The organism is Janthinobacterium sp. GW460-12-1-14-LB5 (assembly GCF_059423585.1).
The window spans coordinates 1-23093 of record NZ_JBWKYD010000042.1; the positions used below are offsets into that span (position 1 = coordinate 1).

The 23093-nt window shown below is 63.6% G+C and carries 21 protein-coding genes; 12 read left to right on the plus strand and 9 right to left on the minus strand.

Translation table 11 applies throughout. From position 1 onward, the window contains the following. A partial coding sequence (locus tag AC07X6_RS27565; RefSeq protein WP_494793073.1) for a dicarboxylate/amino acid:cation symporter occupies positions 1-1290 on the minus strand: 1290 nt, incomplete at its 3' end. A 226-nt stretch (positions 1291-1516) separates the two neighbouring features. Between AC07X6_RS27565 and AC07X6_RS27570 the strand changes: the two genes are divergently transcribed. Genes AC07X6_RS27570 through AC07X6_RS27580 form a run of 3 tightly spaced genes read left to right on the plus strand, consistent with a single transcriptional unit; the run spans position 1517 to position 5096 of the window. Further along, a complete protein-coding gene (locus AC07X6_RS27570; protein ID WP_494793074.1) occupies positions 1517-2398 on the plus strand; it encodes an alpha/beta fold hydrolase in 882 nt (293 codons plus the stop codon). A 54-nt stretch (positions 2399-2452) separates the two neighbouring features. After that, entirely contained in the window at positions 2453-2803 is a 351-nt protein-coding gene (locus AC07X6_RS27575; RefSeq protein WP_494793075.1) for a RidA family protein, read from the plus strand. 40 nt (positions 2804-2843) lie between these two features. Then, positions 2844-5096, plus strand: a complete 2253-nt coding sequence (locus tag AC07X6_RS27580; RefSeq protein WP_494793076.1) for a RelA/SpoT family protein — start codon at positions 2844-2846, stop codon at positions 5094-5096. A 142-nt stretch (positions 5097-5238) separates the two neighbouring features. Here AC07X6_RS27580 and AC07X6_RS27585 read toward each other — a convergent pair whose 3' ends face one another. The 3 genes from AC07X6_RS27585 to AC07X6_RS27595 form a co-directional block, all read right to left on the minus strand. Then, a complete protein-coding gene (locus AC07X6_RS27585; protein ID WP_494793077.1) occupies positions 5239-6189 on the minus strand; it encodes a cation diffusion facilitator family transporter in 951 nt (316 codons plus the stop codon). Between the two features lie 116 nt (positions 6190-6305). Further along, complete coding sequence (locus AC07X6_RS27590) at positions 6306-7181, minus strand: pirin family protein (RefSeq protein WP_494793078.1); 876 nt, start codon at positions 7179-7181, stop codon at positions 6306-6308. 57 nt (positions 7182-7238) lie between these two features. After that, a complete protein-coding gene (locus AC07X6_RS27595; RefSeq protein ID WP_230541926.1) occupies positions 7239-7838 on the minus strand; it encodes an FMN-dependent NADH-azoreductase in 600 nt (199 codons plus the stop codon). Between the two features lie 126 nt (positions 7839-7964). Here AC07X6_RS27595 and AC07X6_RS27600 point away from each other — a divergent pair, with 126 nt between their 5' ends. Next, the gene (locus AC07X6_RS27600; protein ID WP_326459983.1) at positions 7965-8870 is read left to right on the plus strand and encodes a LysR family transcriptional regulator; all 906 of its coding nucleotides are present in this window, start codon (positions 7965-7967) and stop codon (positions 8868-8870) included. Positions 8871-8887: 17 nt separating this feature from the next. Here AC07X6_RS27600 and asd read toward each other — a convergent pair whose 3' ends face one another. Continuing rightward, entirely contained in the window at positions 8888-9736 is an 849-nt protein-coding gene (gene asd / locus AC07X6_RS27605; RefSeq protein ID WP_494793079.1) for an archaetidylserine decarboxylase, read from the minus strand. A gap of 387 nt (positions 9737-10123) precedes the next feature. Between asd and AC07X6_RS27610 the strand changes: the two genes are divergently transcribed. From AC07X6_RS27610 to AC07X6_RS27635, 6 genes are all read left to right on the plus strand, one after another. Next, complete coding sequence (locus AC07X6_RS27610) at positions 10124-12196, plus strand: TonB-dependent receptor plug domain-containing protein (protein WP_494793080.1); 2073 nt, start codon at positions 10124-10126, stop codon at positions 12194-12196. A gap of 118 nt (positions 12197-12314) precedes the next feature. Then, a complete protein-coding gene (locus AC07X6_RS27615; protein WP_494793081.1) occupies positions 12315-13553 on the plus strand; it encodes a DEAD/DEAH box helicase in 1239 nt (412 codons plus the stop codon). Between the two features lie 51 nt (positions 13554-13604). Next, a complete protein-coding gene (locus tag AC07X6_RS27620; protein ID WP_230541930.1) occupies positions 13605-14222 on the plus strand; it encodes an LON peptidase substrate-binding domain-containing protein in 618 nt (205 codons plus the stop codon). Between the two features lie 142 nt (positions 14223-14364). Continuing rightward, complete coding sequence (locus AC07X6_RS27625) at positions 14365-15108, plus strand: DNA-binding protein (protein WP_046684938.1); 744 nt, start codon at positions 14365-14367, stop codon at positions 15106-15108. A 213-nt stretch (positions 15109-15321) separates the two neighbouring features. Next, a complete protein-coding gene (locus AC07X6_RS27630) occupies positions 15322-15909 on the plus strand; it encodes a chemotaxis protein CheB (protein ID WP_494793082.1) in 588 nt (195 codons plus the stop codon). Between the two features lie 53 nt (positions 15910-15962). Continuing rightward, positions 15963-16913: a cupin-like domain-containing protein gene (locus tag AC07X6_RS27635; protein ID WP_494793083.1), complete on the plus strand. Its 951-nt coding sequence runs from the start codon at positions 15963-15965 to the stop codon at positions 16911-16913. On the opposite strand, the gene AC07X6_RS27640 is transcribed toward AC07X6_RS27635, so the two are convergent. After that, positions 16914-17819: a DMT family transporter gene (locus AC07X6_RS27640; protein WP_494793084.1), complete on the minus strand. Its 906-nt coding sequence runs from the start codon at positions 17817-17819 to the stop codon at positions 16914-16916. It abuts the gene before it with no gap. A gap of 51 nt (positions 17820-17870) precedes the next feature. On the opposite strand from AC07X6_RS27640, the gene AC07X6_RS27645 reads away from it, so the two are divergent. Then, complete coding sequence (locus AC07X6_RS27645) at positions 17871-18428, plus strand: helix-turn-helix domain-containing protein (RefSeq protein WP_494793085.1); 558 nt, start codon at positions 17871-17873, stop codon at positions 18426-18428. A gap of 16 nt (positions 18429-18444) precedes the next feature. Continuing rightward, the gene (locus AC07X6_RS27650; protein WP_494793086.1) at positions 18445-19371 is read left to right on the plus strand and encodes an ADP-ribosylglycohydrolase family protein; all 927 of its coding nucleotides are present in this window, start codon (positions 18445-18447) and stop codon (positions 19369-19371) included. On the opposite strand, the gene AC07X6_RS27655 is transcribed toward AC07X6_RS27650, so the two are convergent. The 3 genes from AC07X6_RS27655 to AC07X6_RS27665 are packed head-to-tail and all read right to left on the minus strand — an operon-like array spanning position 19368 to position 22975. After that, on the minus strand, positions 19368-20099 hold the full coding sequence (locus AC07X6_RS27655; protein WP_494793087.1) for a class I SAM-dependent methyltransferase: 732 nt from the start codon (positions 20097-20099) through the stop codon (positions 19368-19370). The two genes, AC07X6_RS27650 and AC07X6_RS27655, sit on opposite strands and share 4 nt — an antisense overlap. Further along, positions 20096-21349 (minus strand): voltage-gated chloride channel family protein, encoded by a 1254-nt coding sequence (locus AC07X6_RS27660; RefSeq protein WP_494793088.1) that lies wholly within the window; start codon positions 21347-21349, stop codon positions 20096-20098. The genes AC07X6_RS27655 and AC07X6_RS27660 overlap by 4 nt, the downstream gene beginning before the upstream one ends. 36 nt (positions 21350-21385) lie before the next feature. Further along, positions 21386-22975 (minus strand): pyridoxal-dependent decarboxylase, encoded by a 1590-nt coding sequence (locus AC07X6_RS27665; protein ID WP_494793089.1) that lies wholly within the window; start codon positions 22973-22975, stop codon positions 21386-21388. Positions 22976-23093 lie beyond the last annotated feature (118 nt).

Sequence of the window (23093 nt, forward strand, 5' to 3'; positions counted from 1 at the left end):
GTGGGTTGGGTGGGCCAGCTCGCTGTGCAGCTTGTCCATGTCCAGTTCCTTTTCCCATTTCGACACGACGATGGTGGCCACGCCGTTACCGACGAAGTTGGTCAGCGCGCGGCATTCGCTCATGAAGCGGTCGATGCCCAGGATCAGCGCCATGCCTGCCACGGGAATCGTCGGCACGACGGCCAGGGTGGCGGCCAGGGTGATGAAGCCGGCGCCCGTGATGCCGGACGCGCCTTTCGAGGTCAGCATCGCCACGCCCAGGATGGTGAGCTCTTGCCAGATCGTCAGTTCCGTGTTGGTAGCTTGCGCCACGAACAGGGCGGCCATGGTCATGTAGATGTTGGTGCCGTCCAGGTTGAACGAGTAGCCGGTCGGCACGACCAGGCCGACGACTGGCTTGGAGCAGCCCAGGCGCTCGAGTTTCTTCATCAGGGCCGGCAGGGCCGATTCCGACGAGCTCGTGCCCAGCACGATCAGCAGTTCTTCCTTGATGTACAGCAAGAAGCGGCCGATGGAGAAGCCCGTGTACTTGGCGATCAAGCCCAGCACGACGAAGACGAACAGGAAGCAGGTCAGGTAGAACGAACCCATCAGCTTGGCCAGCGGGATCAGGGAAGCCAGGCCGTATTTACCGATGGTAAAGGCCATCGCGCCAAACGCGCCGATCGGAGCGACTTTCATGATGATGTTGACCATGCCGAAGATGGCATGCGACAGCTCGTCGATCAGCTTGGTGACCGGACGGCCGCGCTCGCCCAGCAGGGACAGCGAAAAGCCGAACAGGATGGCGATCAGCAGCACTTGCAGGATGTCGCCCTTGGCGAAGGCATCGACGAAGGTCTTCGGGATGATGTTCATCACGAAGTCGACGGTGCTCATGCCTTCGGCGTGCGTGTATTGCGCGATCGACTTGGCATCGAGGTGGGCCGGATCGGCGTTGAAGCCGGCGCCCGGTTTCAGGATGTTCGCAACCAGCAAGCCGATGGCCAGCGCGAAGGTGGAGACCACTTCAAAGTACAGCAGCGCCTTGCCGCCCACGCGGCCGATCTTCTTGACGTCCTGCATGCCGGCGATGCCGGAGACCACGGTACAGAAGATCACGGGGGCGATGATCATCTTGATCAGTTTGATAAAGCCGTCGCCCAGCGGTTTCATGTCGACGGCGTTCGATGGGTAGAACACCCCCAGCAGCACGCCAGCCACGATGGCGAACAGCACCTGCACGTACAGGATTTTATAGAATGGTTTTTTCACGAGCGGTCTCCTCTTGCGGGTTGATGCTGCGATCATCCGCCCATTGCCGGGCCGGCTCAATTGTGGATAACCGCAGATATGCAGTTTCGCTATATCGGGTATTGCGCCATGGCGAATGTGCCAGCGCAATGCTGCGGCGCAGCATTTCAGCCGCGCGCTTGGAGCATTGCCCGCGCTGCGCTACACTGCCGTAGCGTCGCGCGCGGGACATCCCTTGGCAGGTAGAAAGCGGTGCTCTTTTTATATCGAATAAGGAAATCGAATGATCGAAGCGAGCATCAAATCCGTCCAGTGCATCTCCCCTGCAGGCTTGCACACCATGTCGTACAAGGAGTGGGGCGCACCCGACAATCCGAACGTGCTCGTCTGCGCCCATGGCGTGACGCGCGTGGCGGACGACTTCGACAACCTGGCGCGCGCCATGGCCAGCGATTACCGCGTGATCTGCCCCGACGTGGTGGGGCGCGGGCGCTCCGGCTGGCTGGCCAACCCCCAGTTTTACCGCGTGCCGCAATATGTGAGCGACATGGTGACCTTGCTGGCGCGCGTGCTGGCCAATGGCGAGCGCCAGACGGTGGACTGGTTCGGCACCTCGATGGGCGGCTTGATCGGCCTGGGCCTGGCTTCGTTGCCCAACAGCCCGATCAGCAAGCTGGTCCTGAACGATATCGGCCCGACCCTGGCGCCGGAAGCCTTGCAGCGCATCGGCGACTACATTGGCCAGGACTTGCGTTTCGATACCTTCGAGCAGGGCGCCAAATTTGTGCGCGACGTGTCCGCCAGCTTCGGCCCGCACACGGATGCGGAATGGCATAAACTGGCGGTGGATGTGTTGCGGCAAGACAAGGATGGCCATTGGCGCCGCCACTATGATATGGGACTGGCCATGCCGTTCCGCTCGGCAACGCCGGAATCGGCGGCCAGCGACGAAGCCATGCTGTGGGCCGCGTATGATGCCGTGCGCTGCCCCACCTTGCTGGTGCGCGGCTCGGAATCCGATCTGCTGTCGCACGCGACGGCGCAGATCATGCTGGGCCGTGGGCCGAAGGCGGAACTGGTGGAAATCGAAGGCGTGGGCCATGCGCCCACTTTCGTTCACGACGACCAGATCGCCATCGCGCGCAAGTTTTTGCTGGGCAAATAAGAATGCAACAAGCAATAGCGCTGTACAGATTTTGAAACAACCGAAAGAAGAAGCATGGAAATTACACGATTGCACGTAGGCAAACGCCTCTCCGAAATAGCGATACACAACAACACCATCTACCTGGCGGGCCAGATCGCGGAAGACACCACCCAGGGCATCGTCGGCCAGACGCGTGAAGTGCTGGGCCACGTCGACCGTTTGCTGATGGAAGCGGGCAGCGACAAGACCTGCATCCTGTCGTGCCAGATCTACATCGCCGACATGAAGGATTTCGACGGCATGAATGAAGTGTGGGACGACTGGGTCGCCTCCGGCCACACGCCGCCGCGCGCCACGGTGGAAGCGAAACTGGCCAATCCGGCTTGCCTGGTGGAAATTGTCATCATCGCTGCAGAACGCTAAGTTATTCAGTTATTGAGTTGTTAAGTTTATAAGGTATCACATGGTTTCCATCTCGGCCCCGAATAGCGCCACCTCGGAACAACTGGTAGAGGGCTTGAGTGCGCCGGACAGCGCGCGCGTGCTGGATGCGCTCGCGTATGCCACCGCGGCGTATGGCGACAAGCAGACCTTTGCCGGCCGCTCCGCGCTGGAGTTCGCCATCGGCGTGGCCACCACCCTGGCGTTCCTGCGCAGCGATGCGGAAACGCGCATCGCCGGCCTGATGTTCGAGCTGACCTTGCTGGAACCGGACACGGCGGCCGACATCGAACCGCGCTTCGGCAAGCAGGTGTGCGACCTGGCGACAGGCGTGCGCCAGCTGATCCGTTTGCGCGCGCTGACCCAGGCGCAGCACGGCGGCGCTGGAGGTCGCGGCAAGAATGCGGCGCAGCAAGCCGTGGCCCAGGTGGAAACCTTGCGCAAGATGTTGCTGGCGATGGCGTCCGACATGCGTGTCGTGCTGGTGCGCCTGGCCGCCTGCGTGACGACCTTGCGTTACTTTGCTGAACTAAAACTGTTCAATGAAATGACGCGCGAATACGGCAAGGAAACCCTGGATTTGTACGCGCCGCTGGCCAACCGCCTCGGTATCTGGCAGCTGAAGTGGGAACTGGAAGATTTGTCATTCCGCTTCATCGAGCCGGAAGCGTATAAACGCATCGCCAAGATGCTGGAAGAAAAGCGCATGATGCGCGAGGGCTTCGTGTCCTCGGCGATTTTGCGCCTGCAGACGGAACTGGCTTCGGCCGGTATCCAGGCGGAAGTATTTGGCCGCCCGAAACACATTTACAGCATCTGGAACAAGATGCGCGGCAAGGAGCTGGACTTTACGGCTCTGTACGACGTGCGCGCCTTCCGCGTCATCGTTGCCGACGTGAAAACTTGCTACACGGTACTGGGCGTGGTCCACAATATCTGGACCCCCATCCCGAAAGAATTCGACGATTACATTTCGCGTCCGAAACCGAACGGTTACCAGTCGCTGCACACGGTGGTGACGGCCGAGGATGGCCGCCCGCTGGAAGTGCAAATCCGCACGAACGAAATGCACAGCTTTGCCGAATACGGCGTGGCTGCGCACTGGCGCTACAAGGAAGAGGGCGGCTCGAACTTTGCCGGCCAGAAATACGACGAAAAGATCGCCTGGCTGCGCCAGTTGCTGGCCTGGAAGACGGAGGTGGCCGACGCCGTCGTGGGCCAGGAAGAAATCCAGCGCGAATGGGTGGAAAAGTTGAAATCCGCCACCCTGGACGACCGCATCTTCGTCATGACGCCGCAGGCGCGCGTGCTGGAATTGCCCGTGGGCGCCACGCCCGTCGATTTTGCGTACCACCTGCACACGGACGTGGGCCATCGCTGCCGCGGCGCCAAGGTCGACGGCATCATGGTGCCCCTGAATACGCAATTGAAGAACGGCCAGACCTGCGAAATCATCACGGCCAAGGGTGCACCGGGCACGGCCGGGCCGTCGCGCGACTGGCTCAGCGCCGGCTACGCCGTCAGCACGCGCACGCGCTCGAAAATCCGCGCCTGGTTCCACGCCATCGACATGCAGGAAACCCTGGCCCACGGCCGCGCGCTGGTGGAAAAGTCGCTGCAGCGCGAAGGCAAGACGGCCGTCAACCTCGAAGCGCTGGCACAAAAGCTGGGCTTTGCGAAAGTTGACGAACTTTTCTTGTCTGTCGGCAAGGATGAATTCAGTCTGCGCCACGTGGAGCAGGCGCTGCACGACAATGGCGAAGTGGTGGTGCCGGAAGACGCCGTGCTGGTGGGTAAAAGCCGCGCTTCCAGCGTGGAACAGGGCGCCAAGTCCGGCGTGCTGGTGGTCGGTACCGAGGGCTTGATGACGGTGCTGGCCAAGTGCTGCAAGCCGGCGCCGCCGGACAGCATCGTCGGCTTCGTCACGCGCGGCAAGGGCGTCTCGATCCACCGCGCCACGTGTAAAAACTTCGAGGAAATGCGCGCCAAGTCGCCCGAACGCGTGATTTTTACCGAGTGGGGCAGCACGGGCGGGCACGACACCGTGTATCCGGTCGATATTTTTATTCTTGCTGGCGACCGCCAGGGCTTGCTGCGCGACATCTCCGAAATCTTTTCGCGAGAGAAAATCAACGTGATCGGCGTCAATACCCAAAGCGCCAAGGGCCAGGCCCGCATGACGTTTACGGCCGAGATCAGCTCGACGGCGCAGTTGTTAAAAGCCTTGAATGTGATCAAGGATGTGAGTGGCGTGCTGGAGGCACGGCGTAGCTAGTCTTTGCACCCCAAGGATAGACGCCGGGGTCGTACCCTGAGGGACTCGGCGTCCCCGTCCGACCCCAGTATTTGCGGTTGGGTTCAATCAGTGGGTTTTGTCACCCTGATGCAAGGCGTTGTGACGCTTGTTGAACCTGTTGTTAATGCGTCTTGTCGCTCGCATGCAGCCCCGCCATCGCCGCCGTCTCCGGCTGCAGGGTGATGTGGTCGATGCCATGCTTGGCCAGCAACATCTTCTTGATCGCGCGCAATACCTTTGGCCAATGGTCGAGGTGCTCGATTTCCACGTGGCCGATCAGGGCGGGCTGGCCCGGCGACATGTCCCACACATGCAGATCATGCACGGCGATCACGCCGTCCACTTGCTCCACGTCCGCGCCCACCTGGACGTAGTCGATGTGCATGGGCACGCCTTCCATCAGGAAGTGGTAAGACTCCTTCAAGACCCCGAAGGTGGATTTCAGGATCAGCAGGGATACCAGCACGGACAGCAGCGGGTCGATCTGCATCCAGCCCGTAAAGTAAATCACGGCGCCCGCGACGATGGCGGCGACGGAGCCGAGCAAATCGCCCATCACGTGCACGAGGGCGGCGCGCGTATTCACGCTTTGCTTGTCCTTGGACAATACCCACGCCACCACCACGTTGATCGCCAGGCCGATGAAGGCGACGATGAAGACCATGCCGCCCTTGACGGGTTGCGGGGCGGAAAAACGCAGCACGGCTTCATAGCAGATCCAGCCCACCACGCACAGCATGGCCAGGCCGTTGACGAAGGCGGCCAGCGCCTCGGCGCGGCCGAAGCCGAACGAGTGGCGCGGCGAGGGCGGGCGGCGCGCGATCAGTTGCGCCAGCAGGGCCAGGCCCAGCGCGGCCGCGTCCGTGACCATGTGGCCCGCGTCGGAAATCAGCGCCAGCGAATTGGACAGGAAGCCGGCCGCCACCTCGATGCCGGCAAACGACAGGGTCAGCCCCAGCGCCCACGCAAGGATGCTCTGGCTGCGCCCCTCGAAGGAGTGGGTGTGCTTGGCGTCGCCCTTCAGGTGGGCGTGCAAATGGGTGGCGTCGTGATCGGTGTGCGTCGGCTGCATGGAATGCTTTGTGGAATGAGGTTGCCGTCAGTGTAATTGAAAAGCAACAACATAGGCGGCACGACAAAAAACCTGCAGGTCCGGAGGCGCTGCAGGTTTTTCCTGATACACGTCAGTTACTGCGCGGCAGTCTCGCCAAACTTGCCTTCGCGGAAATCCTGTACGGCCTGGAATACTTCCGCCTGGGTATTCATGACAAACGGGCCATACTGCGCGATGGGCTCGTTCAAGGGCTGGCCGGCGACGAGGATCACGCGGCCGCCTTCCGGTGCTTCGATGCGCACGCCGTCGCTGCCTGGCGTATTGGCGAAGATGGCCATGCGCAGGGCGGGCACGGCCTTGCCATCGACCTGCACCTCGCCGCGGAACGTGTACAGGAAGGCGTTATGGCCTGGCGGCAAGGGCTGCTCGAAGCTGCTGCCGGCCGGCAAGTCGATATCGAGGTACAACGGTTCCGTCAGCTCGCGCTGCACGGCGCCCGCCACGCCATGGCTTTCCCCGGCGATCACTTGCACGGCCACGCCCGCGTCCGTCGTGTAGCGGGGAATTTCTTCGCTCGTGAAATCGCGGTACCACGGCGTGCGCATCTTGTCGCGCGCGGGCAAGTTCAGCCACAGCTGAAAACCTTCCATCACGCCTTCTTCCTGCTCCGGCATTTCCGAGTGGATCACGCCGCTGCCGGCCGTCATCCATTGCACGCCGCCCGAGGTCAGCAAGCCTTCGTGGCCCGCGCTGTCCTTGTGGCGCATGCGCCCCGTGATCATGTACGACACCGTCTCGAAACCCCGGTGCGGATGCTCGGGGAAACCGGCGATATAGTCGTTCGGCTTGTCGCTGGCAAAGTTGTCGAGCATCAAGAACGGGTCGAGACGGCGCTGCAACTGCTGCGTCAGCACGCGGTTGATCTTCACGCCGGCGCCATCCATGACGGCCTGGCCGGCGATTACGCGCTCGACGGCGCGTGGTTTCGTGACGGTGGTGATGTCGCTCATTGCTTTCTCCTCTAGGCCGGGACGGCGCCAGTGCGCCGCCCCATTCACTGCTGGGAATTACACCAGGATCGCGTTGATCTCGGCGTCCGCTTGCGCCTGCGCCTTGGCCACGGCTTCCGGACCCATGCCCATGCCTTCCGAATACACGTATTGCACGTCGGTCATGCCCAGGAAGCCGAACATGGTGTTCAGGTAAGGCACCTGGCTGTCGTTGGCGCTGTCTCGGTGCAAGCCGCCGCGGGACAGGCCCACGTAGACTTTCTTGCCGGTCAGCAGGCCCACGGGACCGTTTTCCGTGTACTTGAAGGTGACGTTGGCGCGGGCAATCGCGTCGAACCAGCTTTTCAGCTGCACGGTGATGCCGAAGTTGTACATGGGCGCGCCGATGACGATCACGTCCGCTGCTTGCACTTGCGCAATCAGCGCGTCGTCGAGGGCGATGCGGGCCGCCTGTTCCGGCGTGCGTTTGTCGGCTGGCGTGAACAGCGCTTGCAGGGTCGGCTCGTCGAGCACGGGGTGCGGCTGGGCAGCCAGGTCGCGGCGCGCCACGGTGGCGCCAGGGTTGGCGGCTTGCACGCGGGCAACGATGGCGTCAGCCAGGCGGGTCGAGGCGGAACCGGTGCTGCGGGCGCTGGAATTGATTTGCAGGATGTTCATCTTGTTTTCTCCGTTGTGAGGTGTCTTGCGATGGATGAACTATAGCAATTCCAAAATTGATGCGGAAGCCGTTAAAATGGATAACATTAATCCACTCATGGAACAATTGAGTTTACAGGTAAATATATGGATATCGATCCCGGAGATTTGCTGCTGTTCGCCCGCGTCGTCGAGTGCGGCAGTTTCTCGCGCGCCGCCGTGCGCGTGGACTTGCCCAAGTCGACCCTGTCGCGCCGCATCTCGCAGCTGGAAGCGAAGCTGGGCGAGCGGCTGCTGCTGCGCACCACGCGCAAGCTGGCGCTGACGGAGTTTGGCGCCAGCCTGCTCGAACACGCGCGCAAGGTGGTCGAGGAAACGGAGGCGGCTGGCGCGCTGGCCCAGCACCGGCAGGCCGGGCCCAGCGGCTTGCTGCGCATTTCCATGCCGGCGGACTTTGGCGACGCGCTGATGCGCCAGGTGCTGGCCGAATTCGTGCGCCGCTATCCGGCCATTTCGCTGGAGCTGGACTTGTCGGCGCGCAGGGTGGATTTATTGGAAGAAAATTTTGACCTGGCCATCCGCATGGGCAACTTGCCCGACGACGCCAGCCTGGCCGCGCGCCGCGTGGCCTTCAGCACGCTGGCGCTGTATGCCTCGCCGCAATACACGAGCGTGCACGGCTTGCCCGAGCATCCCGACGATCTGTATGGCCACGATCTGCTCAGCCTGCCACGGGCCGTGCATGGCCTCGTGCACTGGACTTTGATCCGCGGCAAGACGACCTGGGAGCGCGATCTGCCCGTGCGCCTGCTGGCGAACTCGCCGGAATTGCTGGTGCGCATGGCCTGCACGGGCGTGGGCATCGCGGCCAGCACGGACCGCTTCGCCAAGGCCTATGTGGCGACGGGGGAACTGGTGCGCGTGCTGCCGGAGTGGAGTTTCCCGCTGGTCACGGGCTGGGCCGTGTTTCCCGGCCGGCGCTTGATGCCGGCCAAGACGCGGGCATTTCTGGATTTGATGGAGGAAATGTATCAGACGGACGCGCCCGTGTAGGCGCGCATCCCGCTGGCTTAGCTGGGCACGTTGCCCATGACTTCGCCCAGCTGCACGGGGCCGGCCGGTTGCCAGTTGGCATTGAATTGCACGGTGTCTTTCGGGAACAGCATCACGACGGTGGAACCGAGCAGGAAGCGGCCCAGCTCTTCGCCCTGTTTCAGCACCACATTGTCGTTGGCATAGCTCCAGTCGCGGATCTCGCCCGTGCGGGGCGGGTTGACGACGCCGTGCCAGACGGTGGCCATGCTGCCGACGATGGTGGCGCCCACCAGGGTCATGACGAAGGGGCCGTTGGCCGTGTCGAACACGCAGACGACGCGCTCGTTGCGGGCGAACAGGCCGGGAATGCCGCGCGCCGTCGTCGGGTTGACGGAGAACAATTCACCGGGCACATAAATCATGCGCGTCAAGCGGCCGTCGCAGGGCATGTGGATGCGGTGGTAGTCGCGCGGGCTCAGGTACAGGTTGGCGAAGCTGCCGTGTTCGAACTGCGCCGCCAGGGCTGCATCGCCGCCCACCAGGGCCGTGGTGCTGAAGTTGTGGCCCTTGGCCTGGAAGATCTGGTCCTTGTCGATCGCGCCGAACTGGCTGATCCGGCCATCGACGGGGCAGACGTAGTCGGCCTTGGCCAGCGGCCGCGCGTCGGGGCGCAGCGCGCGCGTGAAAAAGTCGTTGAAGCTGGCGTAGTGCGTGATGTCCGGGTCCAGCGCCTCATTCATGTTGACGTTGTAGCGGCCGACGAACCAGCGGATCAAACGCGTCGTCATGGCGCCGCCCTTGGCACCGGCGATGCGTCCGGCAAAGTTGGTCAACGCCCCCTTGGGCAGCAGATATTGAGGCAAAACGGCAAGACGGTCAGACACGATGGGAAGCCTTTGACGGGGTGATCGGAATAATGGCGAAAACGCATTATAGCGGCGATGTGGCGCGCAATGATATGCGCCGTATGCAAGGGTGCGTATCGCAGTCTGCCACCGAATTTAATTTGCCATAGGAAATATTTTCAGGAAACTGTGCCACTCGGAAAAAATTACAGCACAATACAGCGGCCTGTTTTTTAGCATTTAGCCATTTTTATTCAGCCAACTTTTTTCAGCCAGGTCATGATGCCACGCCGTTGCCTCCGCCTTACCGTTGTTTGTTCAGCTGTCCTGTTTGCCTGGAATGCCCAGGCCCAGCAATCCGAAACGCCCGCCGCCACCGACCCTGCCGGCGCGCCGCTGAAGGCTGAAAAGCCCGCCGCGCCCGCCATGCAAACCGTGGAGGTCAAGGGCAGCGGCTACGATCCGCGCCGCGACGATACGGCCAGCAAGATGGTCGTGAGCAGCGAAGAAATCCTCAAGTATGGCGACAGCAATGTCACCGACGTGCTCAAGCGCCTGCCCGGCATTACCGTGTCCGGCGCGGCCGGGCGCACGGGCGGCGAAATCCGCATGCGCGGGCTGGGCAGCGGCTACACGCAGATATTGCTCAATGGCGAGCGGGCGCCGGCCGGTTTTTCGCTCGACACCCTGTCGCCCGACGTCATCGAGCGCATCGAGATTTTGCACGCGGCCAGCGCCGAATACAGCACGCAGTCGATTGCCGGCACCATCAACGTGGTGCTGAAAAAGGCCGTCAAAACGGCGCAGCGCGAACTCAAGCTGGGCGTGCAGGGCAGCGACGTGAGTTTTTCGCCCAGCGTGAACCTGCAACTGTCCGACCGCGACGGCAATTTCTCGTATTCGCTGGCCGCTTCGCTGTTCCGCTACGATTATCATTACGATAATCCCGGACTGGAACTGGGCTACGCGCCTGACGGCCGGCAAAACCTGCTACGCCGCACGAATGGCACGGGCGATGGCCGTCCGGAAGGCATTAATCTGTCGCCGCGCCTGAACTGGGTGCTGGCCAACGGCGATAACGTGACGGCGCAATTCTTTTTCAATGGCGGGCGCTCGAACCACCGCAATTTCAGCCGCGCGGAAACAGAATTGGGCTTGCGCCCCGATTACGACACGAATACGGGCAGTTCCAGCAACCACAACGCCTTTGGCCGCAGCGACCTGACGTGGATGCACAAGCTGGCCGGCGGCGCCAAACTGGAACTGAAGATCGGCGCCTCGGCCGCCCGCAATACGTCCGACAGCCTGCAGCAGGGCTTTATCGATGGCAGCGGCCTGGCGCTCGAGCGAAAGGTGGGCGTGAAGGCGACGGAAAACGGCGTCAGTTCCACCGGCAAGTATTCCGCGCCCTTGCTGCCCGGCCATGCCCTGTCGATGGGCTGGAATGGCGCCTACACGGAGCGCGAGGAAACGCGCCGCCAGCGCGAAGCGGCCCTGGGCGTGCGTCCGCTCGTCAACAGCGACGAGGGTTTCGACGCCACCATCCAGCGCCTGGCCCTGTTCGTGCAGGACGACTGGGAAATCACGCCGCGCTGGTCGATGTATGCGGGCGTGCGCTGGGAAGGCATCGATACGCGCAGCGCGGGCGATACCTATGACGAAGTGAATCAGCGCACCAGCGTGTGGAGCCCGCTGCTGCAAACCTTGTGGAAGTTGCCAGATACCAAGGGCGACCAGGTGCGCCTGGCCCTGACGCGCACCTACAAGGCGCAACCCACGTCGAGCCTGATTCCCCGCCGCAATACCTCGACCAACAACAGCCAGACCGACCCCGACCGCGAAGGCAATCCCTACCTGAAACCGGAGCTGGCGCTCGGTATCGACGCTTCCTACGAGCATTACTGGGCCGAAGGCGCCTTGCTCAGCGCGCGCGCCTCGGCCCGCCGCATCGACGGCTATACGCGCCAGGGCTTGCTGTTTATCAATGACCGCTGGGTATCGACGCCCGTCAACGATGGCCGCGCGAATACGCAGACACTGGAACTGGAAGCGAAGTTCCCGCTGCGCGCCGTGCTGGCCGCGCCCGTGCCGGCCATCGACCTGCGCGCCAGCGTCAGCCGCAACTGGTCGCAAGTGGAGCAGGTGCCGGGGCCAAACAACCGGCTCGACCAGCAAACGCCCGTCAGCGGCAATTTCGGTCTCGACTACAAGACGCCGGACGGCGTCTTGACCACGGGCGGCAGCTTCAATTTCCGCAATGGCGGCCCCGTGCGCATCACCGAGCGCCAGAGCGCCTACACGTCGCCGCGGCGCGACCTCGACATTTATGCGCTGTGGAAATTCGATGCGAAGAACCAGCTGCGCCTGGCCGTGTCCAACTTGCTGGCGCAAGACTTCGAAAACACCACCACGTATGCGGACGCCAGCGGCACCATCGCGCGCAACAGCATTTCGCCGAGCTCGCCGCAGGCGCGCGCGACCCTGGAAATGAAGTTCTGATCGTGCTGTTTTCGCGGTGAAACCCCGGCCGGCATCCCCGCTGGCCTATAATCTCGGCAATTGCGCGCGCGGCCGGCCCGTGCGCGCCGCCTTTTACTTTGCCAAGATTGCTTTCCCCATGACGTTTTCCTCCCTCGGCCTGATCGATCCCCTGGTCCGCAAACTCGATGAGCTCGGCTATGCCAAGCCGACCCCCGTGCAGGCGCAATCGATTCCTGCCGTGCTGGCCGGGCGCGACCTGATGGCCGCCGCCCAGACGGGCACGGGCAAGACGGCCGGCTTTGCCGTGCCGCTGCTGCAGCGCCTGACCCTGGAAGGCGTGGTGGCGCCCCAGTGCGTGCGCGTGCTGGTGCTGGTGCCCACGCGCGAACTGGCCGAGCAAGTCTATGCCAGCTTCCGCAGCTATGGCGGTAACTTGCCGCTGCGCAGCTTCGTCGCCTATGGCGGCGTGCCCATCGAGCCGCAGATCAGCAAGCTGCGCAAGGGCCTCGACGTGCTGGTGGCCACGCCGGGCCGCTTGCTGGACTTGCAGACGCAAGGCGCCGTCAAGTTCGAGCAAGTGCAGACGCTGGTGCTGGACGAGGCGGACCGCATGCTGGACCTCGGTTTCGAGCGCGAGCTCGACTTGCTTCTGATGAGCATGCCCAAGCAGCGCCAGACCCTGCTGTTCTCGGCCACCTTCTCGGACGCCATCCGCGCCATGGCGAAAACCATGCTGAAAGACCCTGTCTCGGTGGAGGTCAGCGCGCGCAACAGCACGGTGAAAGCCGTGAAACAGTCGGTGATCGTGTGCGACAAGAAACGCAAGCCGGAACTGTTCCTGCACCTGCTGAAGAAAAAGCGCTGGGGCCAGGTATTGGTCTTCGTCAAGACGCGCAAGGGCGTCGAGCTGCTGGTGAATACCTTGCTGGAGCAGGGCGTGCGCGCCGATTCCATCCACGGCGACAAGACCCAGCCGAACCGCTTGCGCGCGCTGGCCCGCTTCAAATCTGCCGAGGTGCAAGTGCTGGTGGCTACCGACGTGGCGGCACGCGGCCTGGATATCGATCAATTGCCCGTCGTCGTCAATTTCGACTTGCCGACGGTCGCCGAAGACTATATCCACCGCATCGGCCGCACGGGCCGCGCGGGCGCCTCGGGCGAGGCCATTTCCCTCGTCTGCGCCGATGAAGTCGAATTGCTGTCGGCCGTGGAAGCGCTGACGCGGCAAACCCTGAAACGCAACGAGGAGCCCGGTTTCGAGGCCGAACACCGCGTGCCGGGCACGTCCGCCGGCGGCACCATCCAGAAAAAACCAGTGAAAGTGCTGGCGCCGAAGGCGGCGGAGCGGGCGAAAAAGCGCCGTTTTTATAAGTAAAGGACGCACAAGGCGCGCAGCACGGATATCGCATTCGTGCCATCATGCGCCATGACCTCGATACCTTTGTTCCCGCTCAATACGGTGCTGTATCCCGATGGCTATCTGCCCCTGCAGATCTTCGAGGTGCGCTACCTGGACATGATACGTCAGTGCATCATGGGCGAGCAGCCGTTCGGCGTGGTGCAGTTGCTGGACGGCGCCGAAGTGCGCAAGCCGGGCCAGCTGGAAACCCTGGCGCCCGTGGGCACCCTGGCGCGCATCATCGACTGGGCTGCGCCCCTGTCGGGCTTGCTGCAAATCAAATGCATGGGCATGCAGCGCTTCCACATCGTCTCCAGCGAACAGCTGAAAAATGGCTTGTGGATGGCGCAAATTGAAACCTTGCCGCCCGACAAGGCCATTCCCATCCCCCAGGAGCAGCAGAACGTGGCCGACGCGCTCGGTGCCCTGATCCGCACCTTGCAGGAACAAAAGATTCCGCCCGAGCAAATGCCCCTGCAGCCCCCATACCGCCTCGACGAGTGCGGCTGGGTGGCGAACCGCTGGTGCGAGCTGCTGTCGCTGAGCGCCATGCAAAAGCAATTGCTGCTGAGCCAGGACAATCCCGTGCTGCGCCTGGAACTGGTACAGGATATGCTCACGGAAAACGGCTTGCTGGAAGAGTAAAACACGCCAGGCCGCATGTTTTCTCGCGCTTCCGTTGTGCAATTGCAATTACTATTGAGAAATACTTTACGCTTTGCCGCCGCTGGCATAAGATAATGCCCCTGGGCAAGATTACCCTGGGCAACATTCAAGAGCAGACGACATGGCAAAAGTAAGCGCGGAACAGATCAATGCGGCAATGGAAGCGATGGCCGGCGAAGGCCAGGCCATCACGGTGCGCGCCTTGCGCGAACGGCTGGGTAACGGGGCTTGCCTGGGCACCATCAGCAAGCTCTTGCAGCGCCGCAAGGCGGGCGCGCAGCGCCAGATCGCTGCGGCCGCCGAGCTGTCGCCCGTGCTGCAGCAAGCCATCCTCGATTATGTAGGACAGGAATTAAGCGCCAGCCACAGCGCGCATGAAGCCGAGATGAACGACAATCAACAGGAATTGATGGACCTGGCCAGCGAAAACGAGCGCCAGCAAGAGCTGCTCGACCTGCAGGCGGGCGAGCTGGAAACCTTGCGCGAGGAACTCGAACGCGAGCGGCAAGTGGCGAACCAGGCTAGAACGGACCTGGCCAAGGCGCAGCTGCGCCTGGAAGGCTTGCCGCGCCTGGAAGAGGCGGCCGAGCAGGCACGCATGGATCTGGCCAAGGCGCAATTCAAGCTCGAAGGCATCCCACGCCTGGAAGAGGCCGCCGAAGCGGCGCGCGCGGAACTGATCCAGGCCCAGCTGAAGCTGGAAAGCCTGACGCGCGTGGAAACGGAACTGGCCGCCGCGCGCCTGGAACTGGAAGCGGAACGCGAAGAGCTGGGCGAAACGCGCGCCGAGCTGGACGAAGAGCGCACCCTGCGCATCAAGGCGCAGCAGTTTATCGTCGACCCCATCTTCAAAACGCCTGTCTGAGGACGCCTGGCCTAAGCTGCTGCGCGTCGGTATAGGAGGCTTGCGATGCTCACCGCACTGCAGTGCGGTTGCGCTTCTCGGCCGCCTCTCCCTTCCGCTCGCGACGCTTTTGCCAGGCGTCGATGCGTCGTGCTGCCTTGGGTTAAACGGCGCACGGAATCATGATGCAAGGCGCCGCAGAATCCATGCTGGACTTGGGCGTAAGGGCCTGGCATGGAAACGCTGATCGTCATGGGGGCTTCCGTGGGCGGCGTGGCTGCGCTGTCCACCATCTTCGCGGCCTTGCCGGCGAGTTTTCCTGCGGCCATTCTGGCCGTTATGCACGTGGGGGCGCGCAAGAGCGTGCTGCCCGACATTCTCGATAAAGTATCGGCCTTGCCCGTGCGCTTTGCCGCAACGGGCGAAGCCGTGCGCGCCGGCTGCATCCTGCTGGCGCCGCCGGACCGGCATATGCTGGTCGCCATCGCGGCGGGCCAGGCGACGGTCGAGCTGACCCTTGGTCCCAGGGAACATCACACGCGTCCCGCCATCGACCCGCTGTTTCGCAGCGCGGCCGCCGTTTTCGGGCCGAAGGTGGCGGGCGTGATCCTCAGCGGCTACCTCGATGATGGCACGGCCGGTTTGCGGGCGATCAAGGCTTGCGGCGGCAAGGCGCTGGTGCAGGAGCCACGGGAGGCGCAAGCGCCATCGATGCCGCAAAGCGCGCTGGCCCATGTGGACGTGGACTGGCGCCTGCCCGTGGCCGGCATCGCTCCCGTCCTGCTGGCGCTGGCCGGCACCGGCCGGGTCGCATTCGCTTAAAATAGCGCACGCCTGGCCGCTGCCGCGCAAGGCATCGATAGCAAAGAAGGTTTATGTCAGTAGAGAAAAATTCATCGGCTCCCGGGCAAATGCCGCCATCCACGGCGCCGCGCGCGCTGCCGCCGCGCCCGCCTGCCGAATTCAGTTCTGCCGCGACAGCTCTTGCGCATAAGCAAGCGCGCGAAGATAAGGATGCGCAGGTGCGCGGCGTCACCTCCATCGATGCCATGCGCGAGGCCATCAAGCGGGCGGCGCGCGGCTTGCCCGCCATCACCGAGGTGCCGCGCCTGGGCATGCTTGGCGCCGCCGCCTTCCGCGCGCGCGCCGCGCTGGGCTTGCCCTTCCTGATGCGCGGGCTGGTGCAGCGCTGGCCCTTGTCGGCATTGGGGCCAGAGGTCTTGCGCGAGCAGTTCAGCCACGTGCCCGTGCGGGCGCGGGTGGGCGACTACATCAACACGGCGTTCGCGGCCGACCGCGCCATGCAGGACATGTCGATGGGGCAATACCTGGATCTGGTGGCAGAGGGCGAGTACGCGCTGCCGCCGTACCTGGGCAACCTGGAATTGCGCGAGCTGAACCGCCTGTGCCACTGGCCCACGTATTTCGACAAGATGGGTCCGCCGCGCTTCTGGGTGGGGCCGGCCGGCACGGTGACGCCCCTGCATTGCGATTACGACGACAATATCTTCGCGCAAGTGTGGGGCCGCAAGCGCATCTTCCTGTCGCCGCCGCACCACGATGCCTTCCTGTATCCCAGCGAGGCGAATGCCATCCTGTTCGGTTCGCCGTTCGACCCGGAAGCGCCCGATTTCCAGCGTTTCCCCCTGGCAAGCCAGGCGACCATGATCGAATGCCTCGTCGAGCCGGGCGACATGCTGTACGTGCCCGCCGGCTGGTATCACCAGGTGCGCGCGCTGACGTTTTCGCTGTCGTCGAACCGCTGGGCCAGGGCCGTGCCGCTGGCGCTGCATGGGGATATGGCGCTGCGGCGTGGCGTGGCGTAATTATTGCTCGATGGGTTTGCCATCGGCGCGCAGACGCCTGGGGCGCCACTCGCTGAGGATGCCCGCGCAAATGATCAATATGCCCCCCACGATGGCCAGCGCGGGCAGGCGTTCGCCGGCGATGCGGCCGATCACGCCGGCCCACACGGGCTCGCCCGCGTAGATCAGCGTGGCTTTCGTGGCGGAAATGCGCTTTTGCGCCCAGTTCATCACATACTGGATCAGCGCGCTGGCGCAGCCCAGGGCCAGCACGCTGAGGATGAAGGTCTTGCCGAGCACCGGCGGCGCTTCGCCCATGACGGGCATCAGCAGCAGGGCGATCAATGACGCCGTGGCCAGCTGCACGATGGTCACGCGCAAGATGTTCAATTGCGGCGAGACGCGGCTGATCAGAATAATTTCCAGGGCGATCGCGATGGCGCCCACGGCTGTCATCAGTTCGCTCTTGCCCAGGCCCATGCTCAAGCCATCCGTGCCCGTGAGCAACAATAATCCCACGAACGCCAGCACCACGGCCGCCCACACGGCAGGGCGGGGCCGCTGCTTGAACACCAGCCATTGCACCAGCGGCACGATGGGCACATAGAACGCCGTGATGAAGGCCGATTTGCTGCTCGTGATATGCATCAAGCCATAGGTTTGCAGCGCGTAGCCGCCAAAGATGCTCACGCCGATGGCCATGCCCGTCAACAACTCGGCCTTCGTCAACTGGCGCAGCTGGCCCCGGCAAATCAGGGCGCCGATGCTGGCGGCTACGGCAAAGCGGGCGGCAACGAAGGCCAGCGGGCCGCTGACCGTCACGGCATGCTGCACGACGAGAAACGTGCCGCCCCAGATGAAGGTGATGGCGATCAGGGCCAGTTCGGGCAGGCCGAGGGCGGGCGGGGGACTTGCGTGTGTTTTCATGGGAGGCTATGCTATGAGCAAAATATTTCCCATCATCATAGGAGCAATATATTGCGTAGTCAAGCCGAGGCCGGTGGCGTGCTGGCACACCTGGCCACCAATCTGCGGCGCTTGCGCCTCGCTGCCGGCCTCAGCCAGGAGGAACTGGCGCGCCGGTCCGGCCTGAGCCGGCGCATGGTCAATGGCGTCGAGGCGGGCGGCACCAACATCAGCCTGGCCAACCTCGACCATGTGGCGGCGGCGCTGGGTGTCGCTTTTGTCGACCTGGTCCAGCCGCCGCGGCAACCGCACGACAGCCTGCGCGTGCTGATGTGGCAAAGCGCATCGCAGGCGAGCCAGGCCGTGCTGCTGGGCGCCGCGCCCGCCAGCCGCCAGGTGGAACTGTGGTCATGGATCCTGGCGCCGGGCGAGCGCTACGATGCCGAGGCCGATCCGGCGGGCTTCAGCGAAATGCTCTACGTGCTGGAAGGAACGCTGCACCTCGTGCTGGCGGCGGAAACCAGGCAACTGGCCACGGGCGACTTTTTCGTCTTCAGCAGCGCGCAAGCGTATAGCTATGTGAATGCGGGTGAGTCCACCGTGCGCTTTACGCGCAATGTGGCCAGCTAGGAATCAAGGAGGAATCATGCTGACGTCAACTTTTTACAAGCCAACCTTGCACAACCGTTATATGGGCGCCTTGCTGGGACTTGCCTGCGGCGATGCCGTCGGCACCACCGTGGAATTTTCTCCGCGCGGCAGCTTTGCGCCCGTGACGGGCATGCAGGGCGGCGGGCCGTTCGGCCTGCAGCCGGGACAATGGACGGACGATACCTCGATGGCGCTATGCCTGGCCGAGAGCCTGATATCGAAAGGGGCATTCGATCCGGCGGACCAGATGGTACGGTATCTGAACTGGTGGCATTGGGGCTACCTGAGCTCCACCGGCACCTGCTTCGATATCGGTGGCACGGTAAGGAGCGCGCTGGCCAGCTTCCAGGAGACGGGCAATCCCTGGAGCGGCTCCAGCGCGCCTGACACGGCGGGCAATGGTTCGCTCATGCGCCTGGCCCCCGTCGTGCTGTTTGCCTATCCCGATGCCGACGCGGCCCTGGCCTGCGCCGCCGATAGTTCGCGCACCACCCACGCGGCAGCGGAAGCCGTCGAAAGCTGCCAGTTGTTTGCCGCCTTGCTGTGCAGCGCGCTGGCGGGCACGGCAAAAGAAGAGCTGCTGGGCAGCATCGCATACCGGCCTGCCGAACCGAAGCTGGTGGAGCTGGCCAGCGGCAGTTTTCTCGCCAGGACGGAGCAGCAGATACGCGGCACCGGTTATTGCGTGGAATCGCTGGAAGCGGCGCTCTGGTGCTTCTTCCATACCGATTCACTGGAAGCGGCCGTGTTGCGCGCCGTCAACCTGGGCGAGGATGCGGATACGACCGGCGCCATCGTCGGCCAGCTTGCCGGCGCGTATTATGGCGCGCAGGCGATTCCGCCGCTGTGGCTGGAAGCGCTGGCCATGCGCACCGATATCGAAGAGCTGGCGGCCAAATTGTTCGAGCGGACCCGGGACTAGCGCCGACCGCAGCCCACCAGCAGCAGCATCGGCCGTTCGCGCTCTTCCACCAGGGCCGGCTGCTGCGCGATCTGCTCGTCAGTGGGGCCCCATTCTTCCACATGTTCCAGCTGGAAACCGGCGCGCAGCAGCGCATTGATGGTCGTGCCCAGGGTGCGGTGCTGCTTGATGACGCCGGGCGCCAGCCAGTCCGACACGCGCGGGCCTTGCTGCTGGTAGCTGTCGACGGGCCAGCGCTTGCGGCCTTGCCCATCCGTCAGCCAGCCGGGCTGGCGCGGCGCCATGAAGATCGGGTGCTCGATGGAAAACACCAGCTTGCCGCCAGGCTTCAAGCCTTCGCGGATGGCGGCCAGCAAGGCGTCGAACCCTTCGACGTAGTGCAAGGCGAGCGAGCTGTAAATCAGATCATAGCTGGCGGGCGGCAAGGCCAGTTGTTCCAGATCAAGCCGCGCATAGCTGACGGCCGCGTGCGTCCCCATGGCATTCGCCTGCGCCAGCATCTTTTCCGACACGTCCACGCCCAGCACCCGCGCCGCGCCCTGTTCTGCCGCCCAGCGGCAAAACCAGCCATAGCCGCAGCCCAGGTCGAGCACGCTTTTTCCCTGCAGGTCGGGCAGCAGGGCGCGCAGGGCCGGCCATTCGGGGGCGCTGTCGAGGCCGCCGACGGAGCGCGGCAGCTGGCTGTAGGCCGTGAAAAAGGCGTCGTTATCGTAGATGTTCTGTGTCATGTGTCGAGATCCTTGGCAGGATGGCGTTTGGCGTGGCCGCCCCGCTGCGCCCGGTAAATGCCCGCGTGGCCGGAAAACAGGTAGGCGACGACGCAGGCGATGGCCGCGTACACGCCGATGTCCGCGCCGAACAGTTCCATTGCCATCAGGGTCGAGGCAATCGGCGTGTTGGCCGCTCCCGCAAACACGGCGACGAAGCCGATGGCGGCCAGCAGGGCGACGGGCTGGTGCAGCACAGGCCCCAGTGCATTGCCCAGGGTGGCGCCGATGTAGAACAGGGGCGTCACTTCGCCGCCCTTGAATCCCGTGCCCAGCGACACGATGGTGAACGCCATCTTGCCCAGAAAATCGTATGCGGGCAGCGGCTGCTTGAGCGCGTCGACGATGGTGGGGATGCCCAGGCCGATATATTTGTCGGTGCCCAGCAGCCATACGGCGAGCGCGACGACGAGGCCGCCTGTCAGCGGGCGCAGGGGGGCGTAGGCAATCTTGCGCTTCATCAACCCGCTCAAGCCGTGCGTGGCTTGCGCAAACAGTTTGCCGGTTACGCCGAACAGCACGCCCGCGATCACCATGGCGCATAAGGTCCAGGCGGAGAGGGCGGGAATCAAGGGCACGGCGTAATGCGTATGGCCAATGTGCAAAAACGGCCCCAGCAGCAGGACCACCTGGTCGGCGATGACGGCGGCAGCCAGGCAGGGCAGCATGGCCTCGTAGCGCAGGCGGCCGATGGCCAGCACTTCCAGGCCGAAGATGGCGCCTGCCAGCGGCGTGCCGAAGACGGAGGCAAAGCCGGCGCTGATGCCGGCCATCAGGATGATGCGGCGGTCTTCATTGTTCAAACGAAACATACGCGTGAGCTGGTCGGCCAGCGCGCCGCCCATCTGCACGGCCGTGCCTTCGCGCCCGACTGAAGCGCCGAACAGATGCGAGATGACGGTGCCGCCCAGCACCAGCGGCGCCATGCGCAGCGGAATGATTTTCTTGGGATCGTGGATTTCATCGATGAGCAGGTTGGCGCCGCCCTCGACACTGCTGCCGTAGCGCAAATACAGCCAGCCGACGGCAAAGCCCGCCACGGGCAGCAGCCAGATCAGCCAGGCGTGCGCCAGGCGCGTCGCGGTCGCCCGGTCGAGGGCGTACAGGAAGCCGGCCGAGGCCGACCCCGCCAGCACGGCCACGACAAAGGCCAGCAGCAGCCATTTCAACAGATGCTTGAATAGATCGGTGAGGGCGCTCAGGCGGTGCATCGGGCATCCAGTCAAGGCTGATGGGTGGGGGATTCCTTACAGGCCCAGTTCCGCCACCAGCGCCTGGCCGATGGCCCGCTGTTCGGCCAAAATGGCGCGCAGGTGGTGGGGGCGCGTCTTGACATTCGTCATGACCACGCGCAATACATTCGTGGGGCCAGGGTAGCGCGTCGATTCGAGCACCGTGCGCGAGACAAAGCTGTGGCCTTCGGCCTTTTGCCGGTTTTGCAGCTTGGCGGTCAATGTGTTCAGTTGCTTGTTCAGCTCGGTCGCCGCGTCCACCTGGCCGCCGGCCAGCAAGCTGTCCATGCGCTGGCGCAAGTGCGCGGGCACGTAGCGGTAGGTCAGAATGAAGGTGTCCGAGCGCGTGACGAGCTCGAAATCCTGCTGGTCTGCCAGTAAGTCCTGCAACTGGCCGGACAGGGTGGCCGCCTGCTGCAGCAAGGTCGTGTAGCCGGACACGCCCAGCACCTTGAACGAGGTCCACAGTTTCAGGGCGTCGAAGCGGCGCGAGCCTTCCAGCGAGGTCTGGCCCAGGTCGCCAGAATTGTCACGCAAGATGTAGTTGGCGTTGTGTTTGAGCAAGTTCAGGCTGGCGCCATCCTTGAACAGCACCATGCTTTGCGCCATCGGCACCCACAGCAATTTATGCCCGTCGATGACGACGGAGTCGGCCAGGGCGATGCCGTCGTACAGCGGGCGGTACTGTTCCGCGATTAAGAGGGCGCCGCCCCAGGCCGCATCCACGTGGAACCAGATGGATTCGCGCGCGGCAATCGCCGCCATGGCGGCCAGCGGGTCGATGGCGCCCGTTTCCGTCGTGCCGGCGATGCCGATCATGGCGACGACCTTGATATTGCGCAATTTTAAATCGGCAATCGTCGCTTCCAGCGCCTGGATGTCGATGCGGTTGTCGCGGTCCACTGCCACCAGGTGCAAGGCGTTTTCGCCGAGGCCCAGGGTCGCCAGCGCCTTTTTCACGGAATAATGGCTGCGGGCCGAGCCGATCACGGCCAGCCCGGCGTAGCCTGATTCTTGCATGGCGGAAAACAAACCGCGCTTGCGCGTGCCGGGCAACTGTTTTTCCAGCGCCACGGCCAGGGCCGTCAGGTTGCCCATGGTGCCGCCATTGACGACATTGCCCAGCGCGCCGCTGGTGGCGGCCATCGCCTGCGCGTAGACATTGTCGGCCTGCTGGTACACCTGGCGGTGCAGCCAGCCCAGGATCTGCTTTTCGATCAGGGTCGACACATACGCCGTCTCGATCTTGACCTGGTTCTGGTTCAGGGTGGCCGTAAACGCTTCGGCCAGCACGCTGATCCACGGCAGGGCCTGCGTCATGTGGCCGATGTATTGCGGGTGGTTCAGCTGGGCCGTATTGGCCAGCACGGTGGCGTCAAGTTCTTGCAGGAAATCGGCCACGGGCATGCCGTGCGCGGGCGGGCTGATGTCGGACAGCTGCGTCAGCAGTTCCGTGTAGGGCGTGTGCGGATAGGCCGTGTCGCGTTCGGCGGCCAGCCAGCCGCCCAGCATGCGCAGCGCCTGCTGCAGGGGCGCGGGCGAGCGTTGCAGCGCATCGATGGAAAAATGCTGCTGCAGCAGCCGTTCGATAGCGGTATCGGTCATTGCGCGTTTGTCTTCTTCTCTACTGATTGCTGATGCCACGGTGCCAAATGCATTGCGCCCTGGCGAAAGCGGGATTTTACCCGACTCCGCCAAGGCGCATCAGTTTGCTATTGGTAAA